This window comes from Mucilaginibacter pankratovii (genome assembly GCF_014773265.1).
Taxonomy (GTDB): Bacteria; Bacteroidota; Bacteroidia; order Sphingobacteriales; family Sphingobacteriaceae; genus Mucilaginibacter; species Mucilaginibacter pankratovii.
On record NZ_JACWMY010000012.1, the window covers coordinates 50,995 to 67,836 of the forward strand.

General features: G+C 45.3%; 21 protein-coding genes. 14 read left to right on the forward strand and 7 right to left on the reverse strand.

The genetic code is table 11. The annotated features are described in order from the left end of the window. Nucleotides 1-165 precede the first annotated feature (165 nt). Nucleotides 166-1,161, reverse strand: a complete 996-nt coding sequence (gene trpS / locus IDJ77_RS21210; RefSeq protein ID WP_191190989.1) for a tryptophan--tRNA ligase — start codon at nucleotides 1,159-1,161, stop codon at nucleotides 166-168. Nucleotides 1,162-1,202: 41 nt separating this feature from the next. Here trpS and IDJ77_RS21215 point away from each other — a divergent pair, with 41 nt between their 5' ends. The 5 genes from IDJ77_RS21215 to IDJ77_RS21235 all read left to right on the forward strand — a co-directional run bounded on the left by IDJ77_RS21215 (nucleotide 1,203) and on the right by IDJ77_RS21235 (nucleotide 5,825). Beyond that, entirely contained in the window at nucleotides 1,203-1,958 is a 756-nt protein-coding gene (locus IDJ77_RS21215; protein ID WP_191190990.1) for a lysophospholipid acyltransferase family protein, read from the forward strand. Further along, entirely contained in the window at nucleotides 1,933-2,220 is a 288-nt protein-coding gene (gatC, locus tag IDJ77_RS21220; RefSeq protein WP_191190991.1) for an Asp-tRNA(Asn)/Glu-tRNA(Gln) amidotransferase subunit GatC, read from the forward strand. The genes IDJ77_RS21215 and gatC overlap by 26 nt, the downstream gene beginning before the upstream one ends. A 182-nt stretch (nucleotides 2,221-2,402) precedes the next feature. Next, entirely contained in the window at nucleotides 2,403-3,191 is a 789-nt protein-coding gene (locus tag IDJ77_RS21225; protein ID WP_191190992.1) for an ABC transporter ATP-binding protein, read from the forward strand. Nucleotides 3,192-3,292: 101 nt separating this feature from the next. Further along, entirely contained in the window at nucleotides 3,293-4,108 is an 816-nt protein-coding gene (locus IDJ77_RS21230; RefSeq protein ID WP_191190993.1) for a helix-turn-helix domain-containing protein, read from the forward strand. A gap of 64 nt (nucleotides 4,109-4,172) precedes the next feature. Then, nucleotides 4,173-5,825: a serine hydrolase domain-containing protein gene (locus IDJ77_RS21235; RefSeq protein ID WP_191190994.1), complete on the forward strand. Its 1,653-nt coding sequence runs from the start codon at nucleotides 4,173-4,175 to the stop codon at nucleotides 5,823-5,825. A gap of 153 nt (nucleotides 5,826-5,978) precedes the next feature. Here the strand turns inward: IDJ77_RS21235 and IDJ77_RS21240 are convergent, their stop codons facing one another. Beyond that, nucleotides 5,979-6,596, reverse strand: coding sequence for a hypothetical protein (locus IDJ77_RS21240; RefSeq protein ID WP_191190995.1), 618 nt, complete (start codon nucleotides 6,594-6,596; stop codon nucleotides 5,979-5,981). 88 nt (nucleotides 6,597-6,684) lie between these two features. Here IDJ77_RS21240 and IDJ77_RS21245 point away from each other — a divergent pair, with 88 nt between their 5' ends. The 3 genes from IDJ77_RS21245 (at nucleotide 6,685) to IDJ77_RS21255 (ending at nucleotide 8,886) form a co-directional block, all read left to right on the forward strand. After that, the gene (locus tag IDJ77_RS21245; RefSeq protein WP_191190996.1) at nucleotides 6,685-7,056 is read left to right on the forward strand and encodes a chorismate mutase; all 372 of its coding nucleotides are present in this window, start codon (nucleotides 6,685-6,687) and stop codon (nucleotides 7,054-7,056) included. Between the two features lie 93 nt (nucleotides 7,057-7,149). Then, nucleotides 7,150-8,361, forward strand: a complete 1,212-nt coding sequence (locus IDJ77_RS21250; RefSeq protein ID WP_191190997.1) for an ABC transporter substrate-binding protein — start codon at nucleotides 7,150-7,152, stop codon at nucleotides 8,359-8,361. 96 nt (nucleotides 8,362-8,457) lie between these two features. Next, nucleotides 8,458-8,886 (forward strand): hypothetical protein, encoded by a 429-nt coding sequence (locus tag IDJ77_RS21255; RefSeq protein WP_191190998.1) that lies wholly within the window; start codon nucleotides 8,458-8,460, stop codon nucleotides 8,884-8,886. A 14-nt stretch (nucleotides 8,887-8,900) separates the two neighbouring features. Here the strand turns inward: IDJ77_RS21255 and IDJ77_RS21260 are convergent, their stop codons facing one another. From IDJ77_RS21260 to IDJ77_RS21270, 3 genes are all read right to left on the reverse strand, one after another. Beyond that, on the reverse strand, nucleotides 8,901-9,941 hold the full coding sequence (locus IDJ77_RS21260; RefSeq protein WP_191190999.1) for a cyanophycinase: 1,041 nt from the start codon (nucleotides 9,939-9,941) through the stop codon (nucleotides 8,901-8,903). 144 nt (nucleotides 9,942-10,085) lie between these two features. Beyond that, on the reverse strand, nucleotides 10,086-10,469 hold the full coding sequence (locus IDJ77_RS21265; RefSeq protein WP_191191000.1) for a hypothetical protein: 384 nt from the start codon (nucleotides 10,467-10,469) through the stop codon (nucleotides 10,086-10,088). A 20-nt stretch (nucleotides 10,470-10,489) separates the two neighbouring features. Further along, entirely contained in the window at nucleotides 10,490-11,488 is a 999-nt protein-coding gene (locus tag IDJ77_RS21270) for a chitinase (protein ID WP_191191001.1), read from the reverse strand. Nucleotides 11,489-11,650: 162 nt separating this feature from the next. Between IDJ77_RS21270 and IDJ77_RS21275 the strand changes: the two genes are divergently transcribed. From IDJ77_RS21275 to IDJ77_RS21295, 5 genes are all read left to right on the forward strand, one after another. Then, a complete protein-coding gene (locus IDJ77_RS21275; RefSeq protein WP_191191002.1) occupies nucleotides 11,651-12,199 on the forward strand; it encodes a cob(I)yrinic acid a,c-diamide adenosyltransferase in 549 nt (182 codons plus the stop codon). A gap of 83 nt (nucleotides 12,200-12,282) precedes the next feature. Next, a complete protein-coding gene (locus tag IDJ77_RS21280) occupies nucleotides 12,283-12,504 on the forward strand; it encodes a DUF2795 domain-containing protein (protein WP_002996718.1) in 222 nt (73 codons plus the stop codon). 230 nt (nucleotides 12,505-12,734) lie between these two features. Next, nucleotides 12,735-12,881, forward strand: a complete 147-nt coding sequence (locus IDJ77_RS21285; protein WP_191191003.1) for a lmo0937 family membrane protein — start codon at nucleotides 12,735-12,737, stop codon at nucleotides 12,879-12,881. 157 nt (nucleotides 12,882-13,038) lie between these two features. Beyond that, on the forward strand, nucleotides 13,039-13,185 hold the full coding sequence (locus tag IDJ77_RS21290) for a lmo0937 family membrane protein (RefSeq protein ID WP_191191004.1): 147 nt from the start codon (nucleotides 13,039-13,041) through the stop codon (nucleotides 13,183-13,185). 145 nt (nucleotides 13,186-13,330) lie between these two features. Further along, entirely contained in the window at nucleotides 13,331-13,480 is a 150-nt protein-coding gene (locus IDJ77_RS21295) for a lmo0937 family membrane protein (RefSeq protein WP_191191005.1), read from the forward strand. A gap of 39 nt (nucleotides 13,481-13,519) precedes the next feature. Here the strand turns inward: IDJ77_RS21295 and IDJ77_RS21300 are convergent, their stop codons facing one another. Together IDJ77_RS21300 and queA are read right to left on the reverse strand one after the other, a co-directional pair. Then, nucleotides 13,520-14,236 carry a 2-C-methyl-D-erythritol 4-phosphate cytidylyltransferase gene (locus IDJ77_RS21300; RefSeq protein ID WP_191191006.1) on the reverse strand — a complete coding sequence of 239 codons (717 nt, stop codon included), beginning with the start codon at nucleotides 14,234-14,236 and terminating at the stop codon, nucleotides 13,520-13,522. 99 nt (nucleotides 14,237-14,335) lie between these two features. Further along, complete coding sequence (gene queA / locus IDJ77_RS21305; protein ID WP_191191007.1) at nucleotides 14,336-15,385, reverse strand: tRNA preQ1(34) S-adenosylmethionine ribosyltransferase-isomerase QueA; 1,050 nt, start codon at nucleotides 15,383-15,385, stop codon at nucleotides 14,336-14,338. Between the two features lie 208 nt (nucleotides 15,386-15,593). On the opposite strand from queA, the gene IDJ77_RS21310 reads away from it, so the two are divergent. After that, nucleotides 15,594-16,841 (forward strand): ABC transporter permease, encoded by a 1,248-nt coding sequence (locus IDJ77_RS21310; protein WP_191191008.1) that lies wholly within the window; start codon nucleotides 15,594-15,596, stop codon nucleotides 16,839-16,841. The last annotated feature ends 1 nt before the right edge of the window (nucleotide 16,842 follow it).

Sequence of the window (16,842 nt, forward strand, 5' to 3'; positions counted from 1 at the left end):
GGTTGATAGATCATGGTTCATAGTAAGAAAACAAAGCACACGAACCATATTAAGCAACATGGCTAATATACATTATCAACCATGAACCATCAAACGATGTGTTGAATTTGATGTAAGAAATGGCTGAAGCTGCTATGATCTATGAACTATCAGCTATTAACTAAATTAAAACTTCCTGAAACCTATAATTTCCCTTACTTCCCTAATGGTTTTCTGGGCGCTTTCGCGGGCCTTGGCGGCACCGTAAATGGCAACCTGGCGCAGGTAAGGGGCATCGTTGGCTATATCGTTTATTTTTTCGCGGATGGGTTGGGTAGCGATGATCATATCCTCGGCAAGCTGTTTTTTCAGGTCGCCGTAACGGATGTTCATGCTGTTGTACAGGTTATCAAAATGCGTGTAAGTATCGGGCGCAGATACAACCTTCATCAAATCGAACAGGTTTTGGATCTCCTGTGGTTTTTCCTGGTTCTCGGTAGTTGGGCCGCCATCGGTAACGGCACGCATTACTTTTTTACGGATAGCCTCCGGCGTATCTGATAAGAAAACGGCGTTACCTTCGCTTTCGCTTTTGCCCATTTTGCCTTTGCCATCAAGCCCCGGTATCTTTACCAGGCTCTCGCCAAAGCTAAAAGCATACGGCTCGGGGAAGTAATCGTTATTATAAAGCCTGTTAAAACGATTGCCAAAGGTGCGGGCCATTTCCAGGTGTTGCTCCTGGTCTTTACCCACGGGTACCTTGGTAGCTTTGTGGATGATGATATCGGCAGCCATCAAAACCGGGTAGGTTAACAGGCCGGCGTTCACGTTATCGGGATTGGCGCGTACTTTATCTTTAAAAGATGTAGAGCGCTCCAGTTCGCCGGTGTAGGCGTTCATGTTGAGGTACAGGTACAGCTCGGTAACTTCGGGCACGTCGCTTTGTACGTAAATGGTGGATTTCTCCGGGTCGATACCCGAGGCCAGGTACTCTACCAAAACCTGTTTTACGTTGCCGTGCAGGTTGGCTGGGGTGGGGTGCGTGGTTAAAGAATGCAGGTCGGCAATAAAAAAATAGCAGTTATATTCGTTCTGCATTTTCACGAAGTTTTGAACAGCACCGTAATAATTACCTAAATGCAGGTTCCCGGTAGATCGTATGCCACTAACAACAGTTTCCATATAAGGGGCGAAAGTAAGTATTTTTTATATTTTTGAGGCTGATGAAAATGATATTGAAGAAAGTGCACGTGTACCTTTATATGTTTAGCGTGGGGGTGTCGTACATAATATTATTCCCCTTCTTCTATTTTTTTTCGCGAAAGCCATCCCGCTATAAATACATGAACGCGCTGCGGCGGGTATGGGGCATTGTAAGTTCATTTTGCGTGGGTATAATATATAGCTTCGAGGTAGAGCAACCTATCGACTGGAGCAAAACCTACATTATTTGCCCCAACCATACCAGCAACCTGGATATTACGGCCATGAGCATTTTTGTAAAAACCAACGATTGCTGCTTTATGGGCAAACAGGAACTGGCCGATTTTTTTGTGACGAGTCTTTTCTTCCGAACGGTGGACGTCCCGGTTGACCGTAAAAGCAAGATCGCGTCCTTCCGGGCCTTTAAAAAAGTGATGGAACGTTTAGAAAGCGGCGTCACCACCATCATTTTTCCCGAAGCTACCATCCCCGATCATTATCCACCCGAGCTTAAAGAATTTAAAAATGGCCCCTTTAGGATGGCTATCGAACTAAAGATCCCCATTATACCGGTAACATCATTAAACATCTGGGAAATTTTATGGGACGACGGGCTGAAATATGGCTCGAAACCGGGTGTATGTAATATATTTGTACATAAGCCGATAGAAACGGCGCATTTAACTATTGATGATGCCGACGCCCTGCGCGACGAAGTGCACGCCATCATCAGCAATAAATTAGCAGAGCATGACCATAGACGAACAAACAGTTGATAAAATAGCCCACCTGGCCCGGCTGGAACTCGCCCCCGATGAAAAGGCCGAAATGATTGCCGATATGAACAAGATACTGGGCTTTATGGATAAGCTGAACGAGGTGGACACCACCGGCGTAGAGCCATTGGTATATATGACAGATGAACCCAACGTACTGCGTGAAGATGTTGTGAAACAGGTGATAACTACCGAAGAAGCGCTGAAGAACGCTCCTGACCATGATAATAGCCACTTTTTGGTAGCGAAGGTGATAAAGTAGGGGGAGCTTTAGCCTCACCTAAATCCTCTCCAAAGGAGAGGACTTTAAGATATAGGAACCCTCTCCAAAGGAGAGGGCAGGGTGAGGCTAAATGACAATAGGTTTTCATTTCCCATTTCAAATCTTTTATCCCTTCTCCTGTAACATTTCTACCCCCCTTACTGTCAAAGAAAGAAAAACGGATGATACCACTGAACAAATCCAAGGACGCGCCATTAAAAACCGGGGAAAAGCCACTTATTATTATCAAAGATATCGGCCGTAAGTACGTTATTGGTGCCGAGATCATACATGCTATAAAATCGGTAACGCTAACTATCAACAAAGGCGAGTTTGTGGCGCTAATGGGGCCATCGGGTTCGGGTAAATCTACCCTGATGAATATTTTGGGTTGCCTGGATACCCCAACAAAAGGCGAATATATCCTCAATGGTATCAACGTAAGCCACATGACGGATAACGAATTAGCCGAAGTGCGTAACACCGAGATCGGTTTCGTTTTCCAAACATTTAACCTTTTACCGCGCAACAGCGCTTTAGATAATGTTGCCCTGCCGTTAGTTTACGCGGGCATCAGCAAAGAAAAACGCCGGGCACGTGCCAAGGCTGCCTTAGAAAATGTAGGCTTGGGTAACCGTACCGATCACCGCCCTAATGAGCTTTCCGGCGGTCAGCGCCAGCGTGTAGCCGTGGCACGTGCATTGATCAACGATCCATCCATCATCCTGGCAGATGAGCCAACGGGTAACTTAGATACCAAAACTTCCATAGAAATTATGGGCCTGATAGAAGATATCCACGCTAAAGGCAATACCATTATCCTGGTAACTCACGAGGAGGATATAGCCCAGCACGCCCACCGTATAGTACGTATGCGCGATGGTTTGGTAGAGAAGGACTACTTGAACACCAACATCCAAACTGTACGCCAGCATAGTGTAGCTGCGGGGATTGATTTGGGGAAGGAATAAAAAATTTTCTCTCCCTCTTTCCGCGTAGCGAAGAGAGGGTCGAACAGCGTAGCGCATTCGGGGTGAGTAAACTCACCGATATGCCAATAAGAACTTGAATTGTGGAAAATTTAAAAACCGGTCGCTTTTACGGGCAAACCAACAGCACCATCCACATGGATTTTGCTACCATTACCGATACGGAATACACGCACGACAGGGTAGACTGGCACTACCACGATAATGCCTACTTTACTTTCATTTTAGACGGAAAAGTTATCGAGGGCAGCAAAAAAGAAGTTTACAACTGTACCGCCGGCAGCCTGCTGTTCCACAACTGGCAGGATGCGCACTACAACATCAAACCCAAAGGTTTCACAAGGGGTTTCCATATCGAACTGAACGAAAGCTGGTTCAATAATTTCAAACTTTACAGGGATAATTTACAGGGCAGTTTCGCCGTAGCAAACCCCGATGTGAAATTCCTTTTCTACAAGATCTTCCGTGAAGCCAAGATGCAGGACGGCCTTACAGCGCTTTCCACCGAGGCATTGCTGCTGCAGGCATTAGCGCAAATGCAGGGCGATAGCACAGCTTTGGCTAAGCAAACGCCGCTTTGGGTTGGCAGATTAAAGGAAATTTTAAACGATAATATCGCCGGCAAATTTACGCTAAGCGAATTATCGGCCATGCTGCAGATCCATCCGGTACATTTATCGAGGGATTTCTGTAAATATTTCAACTGTAACCTGGGAGAGTACGTCCGCAAGCTGCGGATAGAAAAAGCCTTTGCCTTATTGCCCAACAGTAACCTATCCTTAACCGATATTGCCCTTACCTGCGGCTTTGCCGACCAGAGCCATTTTCTGCGTAGCTTTAAAAGCTTTAACCAGGCAAACCCTACCGCGTACCGCAAGCTTTTAATGCGGGCATGTTAATTCTGTTCTATTTTGCAGGTTTAATTTAGCGGAGATTTGCATGGTAACATCAAAAATTGAAAACATGCAAATCAACATAAAACATCTTCTGATAGCGGCACTCTGTTTAATTGCACTTAAAACAAGCGCGCAAACCACAAACATTGTAGAGCCGGAAGCTATTACTGCAACCCGGCACAAGGCCAACATCGGCCGCATTGTTTTTTTGAACGATACCATCCCTGTGTCGCAAATAAAAGATGCCGACATTTTGCAGGAGCTGGTATTAAACCCAAAAAACAACCTCAGCATGTGTGCTTTTATGGGTAATTCGCTTACCAATTACCAACACCAGCTATCGCCCCAACTTACTTTGGAGCAATTGAACCAGGGCAATTACCAATTTACTTTTTATATCGATGATAAGCAGATATACCAGGAAAATCTGAATAAAGGGGCCGGTTACGCACGGATAAAAAACAGCCGCACGGCTTTGCGCATCAAACTCATTAGCACCAGTCACGAGGATATGTGGAGCCGTTACCTGTTTGGCCGCATGATGGTGCGCGGCGGCGAGGATGCCTTAACTACCGGCACGCATACATTAAGGATAGAACTTCGGCCGTACATTACCATCCCTGCGCTTAAAGTAGGGGATATTATTGCCAAAGGCGATTTAAAGATAATTGTACCGCCTGCGGAGGTGAAGGATATACAGATCCAGGCCATTAAGCCTAACAGCGGCTGGCCGGTTTCTGCCGAGGCTTATGATAAAAAGCTGATTATGGGCATGAATGAGAAGATCGCCCAAAATAAATTTAAAAACATCAGCGGCATTGTAGTCATTAAAAATGGCAAGCTGCTGATAGAAGAATATTTTAACGAAGGCCGCGATTCCCTGCACGATCCGCGCTCCGTAGGTAAAACTTTTGCCTCTGCGGTGATGGGGATCGCTATTAAAGATGGCTACATTAAATCGGAAGAGCAAACGCTGGGCGATTTTTACAACCTGAAGAACTTCCAGAACTATTCGCCCAAAAAGGATAGTGTTACTATTAAAAGCCTGCTCACTATGAGCTCGGTTATTGATGCGAATGATAACGATGACAATTCCCCGGGCAACGAAAATAATATGTACTCGCTGCCTAACTGGGTGAAATTCGCGCTGGACCTGAAGGTGGACAGCAGCAAGCAAGCTTACAAAAGCTGGAACTATTTTACCGCTGGCGTTGTGGTGCTGGGGGATATCCTCAACCAAAAAGTACCCGGCGGACTGGAGAAATATGCCGATAATAAATTACTTAAGCCATTAGGCATCACAAGTTATCAATGGCCATACACGCCGCAGCATGTACCGAGTACCGCAGGCGGTATCAGGCTAAGAGCGTTGGATTTTGCCAAATTCGGACAGCTGTACAAAAACAACGGGGTTTGGAACGGTAAGCAAATTATCCCGAAGGAATGGGTGCAAAAATCATTCACCAAGCAAATTGCCTTACCGGCAGATGTGGTTGGCCCCGGCAGTTACGGCTACTTGTTTTGGAATAAAACCTATACCATTGGCGATAAAAATTACCAAACCTGGTACTGTACCGGCAACGGCGGCAACAAAATTTTTATTTTTAAAGACCAGCCGCTGGTAGTTGTCATCACCGCAACCGCCTACAACGAAGGCTACGCCCACCCGCAGGCAGATAAAATTATGCAGCAGTATATTTTACCGGCGGTATTGAAATAGGGGCTTAGCAAAATCAAAAATCGTCATGTTGAACTTGTTTCAACACCCCATCATAAAAGTAACCACTATGCTAAGCCGCTTTGCGTGCTCGTTGACCTGCCGTGTGGGGTGCCGAAATAAATTCGGCATGACGTTTTTATTTTTTCTTGCACCTCAACACACCTCCGCCAGCTTACAAACAAACTCGGCCATATAAACGGCGCGCTCGGGCGTAATGGGTTTTTTGTTGCCGATGACGAGGGTATGGTTCACGATCTCTATTACAAAATCATCCTCGCGGATATCCATTACGGCATTACGGAAATGGCGGTCCATGCAGGTGATGGCTTTGGCGTGGTCGTTCACCATTACGTAGAAGGTATCGCTAAAGGCCTTGTCTTCCTTAAAATCCAGCTCCAGCGGGTGTATCAGCTCGGCGAGTTTATCTCTCAGCGTTTCGGGGCGGATCTTTACCCGGCCAAAATCGCGCTTGAGGTATGCCAGGGCCCAGGTTTGGTATTCAAAATGATCGGTTATTAACCCTTCGTGGGCTTTTTTGGAATGGGTATCTAAAAACAGGATGTAGCAATCGCTGCGGCCGTTTTTGATAACGTAGGAGCCCAGCAGGTTATAATCATGGTATTGGTTAAAGGCGTCAAAATCTTCCAGGTGAAAATTGATATGCCCGGTAAGCTGCATATTAAAATGCGCCCGCAGCTCATCATAGGTAGCCTGGAAGTTGTCGATAGTGTCTTGCGAAAGCCCTTTTGTATCAAATAAAAACTCGCTCATTATGTGTGTCAATTTAAGCAGGCTAAATATAGCAACAGGCGGCTAAATTATTTTGTGTATTTTACACTATTAATTAAAACGCGTAGCCATGAAATATATCAAACAAGCCTTTCTTTGTGTATCCTGCTGTCTGATTTTAAGTTTTGCGGCCTCCGCCCAAACAAAAAGCACTGCTGTAATAAACCAGGAGTTAAGCTCCAGCCGTAAAAAGATCGATTCGCTGGATAAGTTGCTCATCAGTGTTTTAGGCAGCAGGCAGCGTATTGTGCAGGAGATAGGGGTTTACAAAAAGAAGAACAATGTACCACCATTGCAGCCCGCCCGTTTTAAAGAGGTGGTTGATAGGGCAGTTGCCGCAGGCAGTAAAGAAGGGCTTTCTGCGGAATTTATTACCGAATTAATGAACTCTATCCATAAAGAAAGCCTGCGGATGGAGAGCGATACCACGGTAAAAAATTAAAGCAATACTTAATTAGCTATGGGTCAGTACCAAAGTGTTTATTGCCGAACGATAATTTTGCTTAATTTACGCCATTAAACAATCTGTTACTAAATGAGAAAATTATTACTCCCCGTTATTGCATTGTTCGCCGTTGCCTTGCTTGTACAAAGTTGCGCCAAATCAACAAAAGTTATTGTGTCGCAGCCTGTAAAGGTGCAGGGCTTGTTCTCCATTACGGGCAACTGGTCTTCGCTGGGCATCACTTCAAGGGCTGCCTTGGAGCTAGCGCAGGAGGATATTAATAAATATCTCGCGCAAAAAGATGCTAAATTCCACATCGAGGTAGCCATATCAGATACCAAACTGGAAACCGAAACCGCCAGGCTGCTATTTGTTGACGCTAAGGACCGTGGCGTAAAATTCGTTATCGGACCCCAATCGAGCGCCGAGCTTGCCACTGTAAAGCCCGAGGCTGACGCCCACGATGTGCTGGTGGTAAGCCAGAGCAGCACCGCGGGCAGCCTTGCTATTGCCGGTGATAATGTGTTCCGTTTTTGCCCATCAGATAAAATTGAAGGAGCTGCAAGCGGTGCCACTATTTTTAAACAAGGCAGCACAGGTTTAGTTACCGTTGCCCGCGATGATGCCGGCAACAAGGGCCTGCAAGCGTCAACAGGCGCCGCATTTACGGCCAAAGGCGGTGAGGTTAGTGCCATTGCACCGTACCCAATTACTTCGGCCAATTATGCATCGGTTATGGCCAGCATTAAAGCTGAAGTTGCCCGTTTAACCACATCTAAGGGTGCTGGCAAAGTCGCCATTTATCTTGCCTCGTTTGATGAAGGTATCGAGCTATTTAAACTGGCCAGTGCCGAGCCAACCCTCAACAGTATTAAATGGTACGGCGGGGATGGCGTAGTGCTGAGCACTGCACTGTTAACCGACCCGGTTGTTGCCGAGTTTGCCATTAAAACCGGCTTTTTTGCGCCTTCATTTGGCTTGCCCGATGCGTTGAAAAGCAAATGGGAACCATTAGCTGCCCGTATAAAAGCTAAAACCGGTATCGACCCGGATGCTTACGCTTTAGCGGCCTACGATGCCCTCTGGACGATAGCCTATACCCTGGAAGGTACCGACGGCAGCACAACCGACTTTGCCAAAATAAAAACCCTTTTTGTAGCCGAAGCTAACAAAGATACCGGCGTAACCGGCGCCGATGCCCTTGATGCCGCCGGCGACCGTGCTACCGGAACGTTTGATTACTTTGGTATTGTGAAAGACGGTAGCACTTATAAATGGACATTGGTAGGGAAGAGTGAATAATAACTAAGATATTTTAAGTATGAAGGTCCGGGCGTTTTGCATCCAGACCTTTTTTGTTTGTATATTGCCTATAGTACGTACCTAATACCTAATTACATGTTCAACCTAAGAAAGTCTATTTTATTGCTGCCCTCACTTTTAGCGGTGCTGTTGTTAACAGCATGCGATCCGGGTTATTCCTTATACGTTAAAAACCAAACTACCGACACCGTATCTTTTTCCGTTGGGATTGACTTACTAATCTATCCAAGAAATCAATTGGATTCCGCAAGATTTAAATCTCACGAGGTTTATAATAGTTGTTTTACCGGCGTAGGTTATAAATTAGCTCCGAAAGAAGAATTTTTTGTGCGTCCCGGTTCGATGGTTGTATACCCCTCGCCGGCTGAAAAGATTCAATATATCAAAATTATAAGGAAAGGCGTTTGCGATAGCATTACGGATATTAAGGAAGTGAAGAAGAATTTAGTGCTGAAAAAATTCGGCAACCCGATGAATTACAGATATACCTATCTGATAAGATAGGTATATCTGTAACATTATTTATGCAAAATCCCATCCTGCACCCACCACCACTGCCAGTTGCAACCGGCGGCTTTACCAGGGTCGAATTTCGCCAGATCGAAATGCCCTGCGCCGGTGTCTGATCCTTGTATCTCGTAAACCTTTATGGCCTGCTGGTTTTGGTTCCAGGTAAGCGGTTTGCCAGGAGCGAGGGTTTCGGGCGGTTTCTTAGAATCGGGCAATAGGAAATATGCCTTACTACTGCCGAATACTATGGCCTGCCCGTTCTCGTCCATACAAACGGCAGTGCGCTCATCGGCGGCAATTCCTTTAGTATTTACGTTCCAGTCTTTTGCTATCCTCGCAAGGAAAACTACATGACGGCCCTGCCTGCTGCGGGTTACATAATGCTGATCGGTTATGACGTTTTTTAAGTAGGGTACGTGGATAAAGTCGTTGTTATAAAGCTTCACCAAATTGTGATAGGGGTTGGCCAGCGCAGTATCCGCCGTGAGGCTGGCAATTTCGCCACTGTAGTAAAAACCGCCAAGGATGGCACAGCCTGCGCTGGTACCGCCAACAGGTACATGTTTTTTATTGAGCAGGTAATTGATGGCATCCATGGTTTTGGTGCCCCGCCAGTATTTCATATAGTTGCTTTGGTCGCCGCCGGCGATGAAGAGCATCTCGGCATTGCGGATGATGTTTGCCACGGTATCGTTATCAGCGAGTTCGCGCGAATCTATCTTCAGTGTTTCTACCGAGTTTACTTTACCTAATTCGTAAACGTAGGGGTTGTAAGCCGCCGTGCCCGATGCGCGGATGATCACCACATCTCCGCCGCCACTGCGGTTTATCATCCATTTAAAGGCAGCATCCACATCTTTACCGCCACCCATCATCACTACACCAAGCCTGGTGGGTGTTTGTACGTCAGCAGTGTCGCCTATGATGCCTAAGGATGCGAGGCGATGGGGGTATATTTTGGTGGTATCGGGTTTCGAAGCGGCATGAGATAGGAGGCTGCACGCTGATAGTATCGCGAAGAAAATGGCTTTGTGTAGATGTTTGTGCATTATTTATTATTAAAAATCGCCGGTTCAAGGGTCCACACTTGAACCTAAACATCGCAAGGGTCCACGCTTGCGAGTATGAAGGTAAGCGTGGACGCTTACAAATTCTATTCTTCAGGCGTGGACGCCTGAAGAGACGGTGGTTGGCTACTTGTTTAAATATTTAAGATTTTCTTTTGAATTCGGCATGAAATAGAATTTGCTATCGCTGCCATTCAAAGAGACTAAAACATCTGTAATGCCAAAATAAGTTCGGTAGTTTATAACTTCAGCAATGCTTACTTCGGTTACTTTATCATTGCCTTTAAACACCACAGTTTTCTGTTCGGTATTAATAAAAACATCAGCAATAAAAAGGTATCGCCACACTTTTCCTACCGCGAAATGCATCAATGCGAAAAAAGCATAAACCAAATATACGGGCCAAAAATTCATGGAGATCACAAAAATGATGAAGAACGAGTGTATTACTAAGAAACCTATCCCAAAAGCTCGCCAATAGCCCAAATTATCTTTAGATAGTTTCATCATCGCCACTAAAGTACAATTAATCAATAACTATAGGCCGCCATCTTACCACAGCTGCAGGCGCAATTTGGGTCGGTTGCCCCGAGTTTTTTAAGGAAGAACTGGTAAAAGCCAATACGATCGTTCATACTGTAGTTGTCTTCTCCTTTGTTGCATTCCAGGGCGCCGTTTACAATCAGTATCGTCATTCCGAAACCGGGCGTGCGGCCAGCGGCCTTGTCCTTGGCATTTGGCTGCCATTTGCCAATCATTACATCATGTGCCGATGGTTTGTGGGTTTCGGGTGTCATCCAAAAATAAATGGCGGTTTTAAAAGCCACTACGGGGTCTGTTTCCACCAGCGCCGGGTTATCCAGCAACACGTGCTTGTTGCCAAAGATACAATCCGACGCGTAACCGTAGTTGCCGTTATAGCTGATCTGCATCGGCCCGCGGCCATAATATTTTTGCCCTTTTACAGGTGGGTATTCGTCACTGTCGCTGATGTATTGCAGGCTGGTGTTATCCTCGTGGGTCAGCATCAAACCGTCGGTATAGCTGCCGTTCATGCCGTGGCGGGTTTCGTGGGCTATCTGGGCGAAGAAGGCGGCCAGCTCACGTTTGTTGGTGATAGCATCCTTATCGGTACAAAAACCGCCGTAATTTACCAGGTAAACACTATCAGGTTTTTCTTTTGCCCAGGGTTCGTTCCAGTCGCCGTCCTGGCGCACTATGCTGTCCTTACCGGTACGCTTATCGGTGCGGATGAACTGGTATACCGATACCGCCCGCCTGGTAACCTGCACCTTTATTTGCGCCATATCGTCAACCGCTTTTATAAAGGCCTGGTAAGTATAAAATTTATCACGCTGGGGGAAAAGGTCGTTATACTGTTTTTCGCTCAAAAATTTGCTGAAAGAGGGGGTAGGCGCCGGGGGTGCAGGTGCCTTGGCTGTTGTGCCGTTATTGCATTTAAAACTAAACAAGGGTACGGCAAGCAGGCAAATAAAGGCAATTTTAGCGGTGGATATAATGAGTTTCATAATGACACGAATTTCACGAATGCGGCTAATTTACACAAATGATATGCCGCAGATAAATACATATAACGGTAATAAGCGTAAATTAATTCGTAAAACTCGAACAATTCGTGAAATTCGTGTTATTTAATTCGTGAAATTCGCTCCATTAGTGAAATTGTTTATATGAAAATTTATACCAAAACAGGCGATAAAGGCTATACCTCCCTCATTGGTGGTACCCGTGTGCCCAAGCATCACCTGCGTATAGAAAGTTATGGTACCGTAGATGAGCTGAACAGTTATATCGGCCTCATCCGCGACCAGTCCATCGCCACCCACGATAAGGATGTTTTGAAGGAGATACAGGACAGGCTGTTCACCATAGGCTCTTCGTTGGCGGCCGATCCGGAGAAATCGCGCATGGTGATCCCCGACCTGAAACCCGGGGATATAGAGCTACTGGAGCAGGAAATGGACAAGATGAACGAAACTTTGCCCGAGTTGCGGCATTTTATTTTGCCGGGCGGTAATAATGTTATATCTTACTGCCATATAGCGCGCTGTGTTTGCCGCCGTGCCGAACGTTTAACCGTTCACCTGGCGGAAGAAAGCACGGTAGACGGGCAGGTGAATATATATCTTAACCGCCTTAGCGACTATTTATTTACGCTGGCGCGGAAGGTAGGAAATGACGCCGGGGTGCCCGAAAATAACTGGATACCAAGGCTATAAAAAAATTACAAAAAAATAGTAAAAATCAATTTAAAAATATTATACTTTTGCGAAAACGGAAATTTACCAATTAATATAAAAGCATGTATTGGACACTTGAATTAGCATCGCACTTAGAAGATGCGCCCTGGCCGGCAACTAAAGATGAATTAATTGATTACGCTATCCGTTCCGGAGCGCCGGTAGAGGTTATTGAGAACCTGCAGGCACTGGAAGATGATGGAGAGCCTTATGAAAATATAGAAGAGATATGGCCGGATTACCCTACCAAAGACGACTTCTTTTTTAACGAAGACGAGTATTAGTCTCCGTTACATAATTGCATAATACTGTAGGGCCCCCGATTTTCGGGGGCTTTTTTTGTTTAGCATAATGCTTAGCAATGTGCTGTAACTATTGGTTGTGGCGCTATGTCTCTTTTGTGCCCTGCTACTTACAATGTGGTATTTGGCCCCCGCAACACATTTTTGGAATGATTTTGGTATTAGGGTGATTATATACATCTACACTTAAACATTACAAAAAACACAACACTATGAGAGGCTTATTGTACATCATCGCTGTCATCCTGGTAATCGGATGGGTATTCGGATTTTTCTACGCCGGTTCCGGCAACCTGATCCACATTTTACTGGTAATTGCCATTATCGCGTTACTTTTGGGGGTGATAAGAAGGGCTTGAGCAATGTTACAGCCCGTGTAAACGGCCGCTGTAATATTTTAGCATACAAAAAGAACGCTGCAACGCAGCGTTCTTTTTTTTATTATAATTTTTTGGAATGATTTTGGTATTGTGGTTAATAATCTACTTAAATATTAACATATAAACACACAACAACATGAGAGGCTTACTTTACATAATTGCCGTTATCCTGGTTATAGGATGGATATTCGGATTTTTCTTTAATCATGCAGGCAACATCATCCACGTATTATTAGTGATAGCCATTATCGCTTTATTGCTTGGAGTGATCAGGAGAGCCTGATCACCGCTTCAGCGGGTTTAATATCCGGTACGATATTTTAACATACAAACCAATTCCAAAAAGCATTATTTCATGATATCGCTTTTTGGGATGAGTTTGAATTTTTAACACTTATACATTCAACTAAACTTAAAAAAATTAAAACATGAGAAGCTTATTGTACATCGTCGCTGTTATCCTGGTTGTTATTTGGGTATTTGGCGCATTCGTAAGTCCGTTTGGCGGCAACATTATCCACGTATTATTGGTTATAGCCATTATCGCACTTTTATTAGGTGTTATCAGGAGGGCCTGATAATCAACCCACGATCAAATAAAACTAACCATCGGCCAATTAGGCTGATGGTTTTTTGTTTATAAGCGCCTCTGCAATGGCAATATCTTCGGGAAAGGTGATCTTAATGTTGGTGTAATTACCCTCTATCAGGTGTATCTGCGCACCGGCTTGTTCTACTACCGAGGCGTCGTCGGTAAATTTTTGGTCGTACGGTTGCTCATAAGCTTTCTTCAGTAGCGCCGATTGAAAGGTTTGCGGGGTTTGCACCAGGTAGATGTCATCCCGGTTTAAGCTTTGCGATGTATCTCCGGTGAGCTGCCTCACCGAGTCGCGGCTTTTAACGGCAACTACGGCGCTTTCATGCGCTTCCGCGTAGCGATAAGCCTCATCTATTACAGCCGGATCTATCAGCGGCCTTACCGCATCGTGTACAGCAATTAGCACATCTTTATCGGTAATCTGGTCAATGGCGTTCTTTACGGAATGAAAACGTGTTTCGCCACCCGGAATTAATGTGTGCTTTATAGCGAAGTTATGCACAGCGCAAAGTTCTTTCCACAGCACATGATAGTTAGCATGCAGTACCAAAATAAGTTCCGGAGAGGCGGCGCTATTGTGGAAAGCTTCCAGCGTATACATCAGTACCGGCTTACCGTTCAATTCTAAAAACTGCTTAGGCAAAGCCGACTGCATCCGCGTACCCGAGCCACCGGCCACGATGATAGCGTAGCATTTCGGATTTCGAATTTCGGATGTCGGATTTGTGATTTGCATGGCCGCTAAATTACGATTTGAAGCATAAAAAAATGTCATCCCGCTTTGCGAAATGACATTATATATAAATCCGAAATCGAAATTCCGAAACCTCTAAAATTAGATGATCAGCATCGCGTCGCCGTAGCTGTAAAAGCGGTATTTTTCTTTCACTGCAACTTCGTAAGCGTTCATTACATGCTCGTAACCACCAAATGCGCTTACCATCATCAACAGGGTTGATTCTGGTGTGTGGAAGTTGGTGATCATGCTGTTGGCTATGCTGAAATCGTATGGAGGGAAGATGAACTTGCTGGTCCAGTCGTTAGCGGCCTTCAGGGATTTGCCTGCAGATACGGCAGATTCAACCGCGCGCATAGAGGTGGTGCCTACAGCGCAGATGCGGCTTTTACGTTCGATGCCTTTGTTTACAATATCAGCCTGTTTTGCTTCGATGATAAATTGCTCCGAATCCATCTTGTGCTTGGTTAAGTCCTCCACCTCTACCGGGCGGAAGGTGCCTAAGCCAACGTGCAGCGTAACCTCGGCAAATTCAACACCTTTCAGTTCCAGGCGTTTCATCAGCTCGCGGCTAAAGTGCAGGCCTGCGGTAGGGGCCGCAACAGCGCCTTCGTGCTTGGCAAATATGGTTTGGTAGCGTTCTTTATCGTCGGCAGTGGCTTTGCGTTTAATGTATTTTGGCAGCGGTGTCTCGCCCAGGATCTCCACATTGCGGCGGAACTCCTCGTCGGTGCCATCAAACAAAAAGCGGATGGTACGGCCACGCGAGGTGGTATTATCCACAACCTCGGCTATCAGCAGGTCGTCGTCGCCAAAATATAGTTTGTTGCCAACGCGTATTTTACGTGCAGGGTCAACCAATACGTCCCAAAGGCGTAGTTCTTTATTAAGTTCGCGTAGCAAAAAAACCTCGATGGTAGCACCTGTTTTTTCTTTATTGCCGTACATGCGCGCAGGGAATACTTTTGTATTATTCAGGATCATTACATCCTTGTCGTCAAAATAATCCAGTATATCCTTGAATATTTTATGCTCAATTTTGCCCGAATCGCGGTGTAGGACCATTAAACGCGATTCGTCGCGTATATCTGATGGAGAATGAGCGATCAATGACTCGGGTAAATTGAATTTAAACTGGGATAATTTCATGCTTTATATATGAATTTTCAGGGCGCAAATGTACGGATTTTTTGTTAGATTAACCGATTTTTTTGCATTTCGTTTTGATTGCAGAAAAAATACTTTTATTAAAATTGCTGTAACTTAAAGCCTTAATAGCGGTCTAACCAAATGTTACCCCGGTTTTGTTAACTAACAGGGCGGCTTTAAACGGGCCTCTACACAGAAAAATACTGATATGATCATATTAAAACTTATCCGCGAAAGTTTCCTGTTTGCATACGATGCGCTTAGGCAAAATAAGCTGCGAACCATGCTATCGTTATTGGGGGTAACCATTGGTATATTTACCATTATAGCGGTGTATTCGGCAGTGGATACTTTGCGTAACAACCTGCAGGCAAGCGTAAACAAGCTGGGTAATAACAGTATTTATATAGAGAAATGGCCGTGGGTAGGCGAAGAGAATTTCCCCTGGTGGAAATACATGCAGCGCCCGGTGGCCAAACTGCGCGATTACGAGCAGGTGCGCCGCCGTAGCCAAACCGCAAAAGCCATATCGTACGATATCAGTATTGATAACCGCACTGTAAAATATGGCAGCAACACGGTTGATGGTGCCCAGATAGGTGCCGTATCATTTGAGCACGACAAGGTGATCAACTTTGATTTTAAAGACGGGCGGTATTTTACCGAGATTGAAGCGCGTACAGGTGCCCCAATTACCCTGATAGGTTATGATATTGCCGAAAATCTTTTTCCGGCGGGCGATGCGGTAGGCAAGCAGATAAAAATTATGGGCCGCAAGGTTACCGTTATAGGCGTGTTTACCAAGCAGGGCGATGATATGCTGGGCATATCAACCGATAAGCAAGTGTTGGTGCCCCTGAATTTTGCCAAGAACGTTATTGACGTGGAGAACGAAAAATACCAGCCTTCTATCGTTGTACGTGGGTTAGATAACCTATCGGAAGACGAAGTGGAAAGTGAGATCCGTGGTATCATGCGTTCTGTAAGAAGTATCCGCCCCGGCGCTGAAGATAATTTTGCGCTGAACAAATCGAGCGTTATCACCAATCAATTGGACAGCTTATTTGGGATAGTGAATAAGGGCGGGTTTATTATCGGTTTATTTTCCCTGCTGGTAGGTGGGTTTGGCGTGGCCAATATCATGTTTGTATCGGTAAGAGAGCGTACTAACATCATAGGTATCCAGAAATCGCTTGGCGCGAAAAATTACTTTATTTTGCTGCAATTCCTCATCGAATCCATGATCCTGTGCCTGATTGGGGGCCTTATAGGCATCGGATTGGTTTACCTGGGCACCTTTGGCGTAAAGGCAGCAACGGATCTTCAAATCATTTTAGATATAGATAACATCATAACCGGCGTAAGCTATTCCCTAACCATCGGTATCATTGCAGGTATCATCCCGGCGTATGGCGCTTCGCGTATGGATCCGGTTGAGGCTATCCGCACAAACTAAT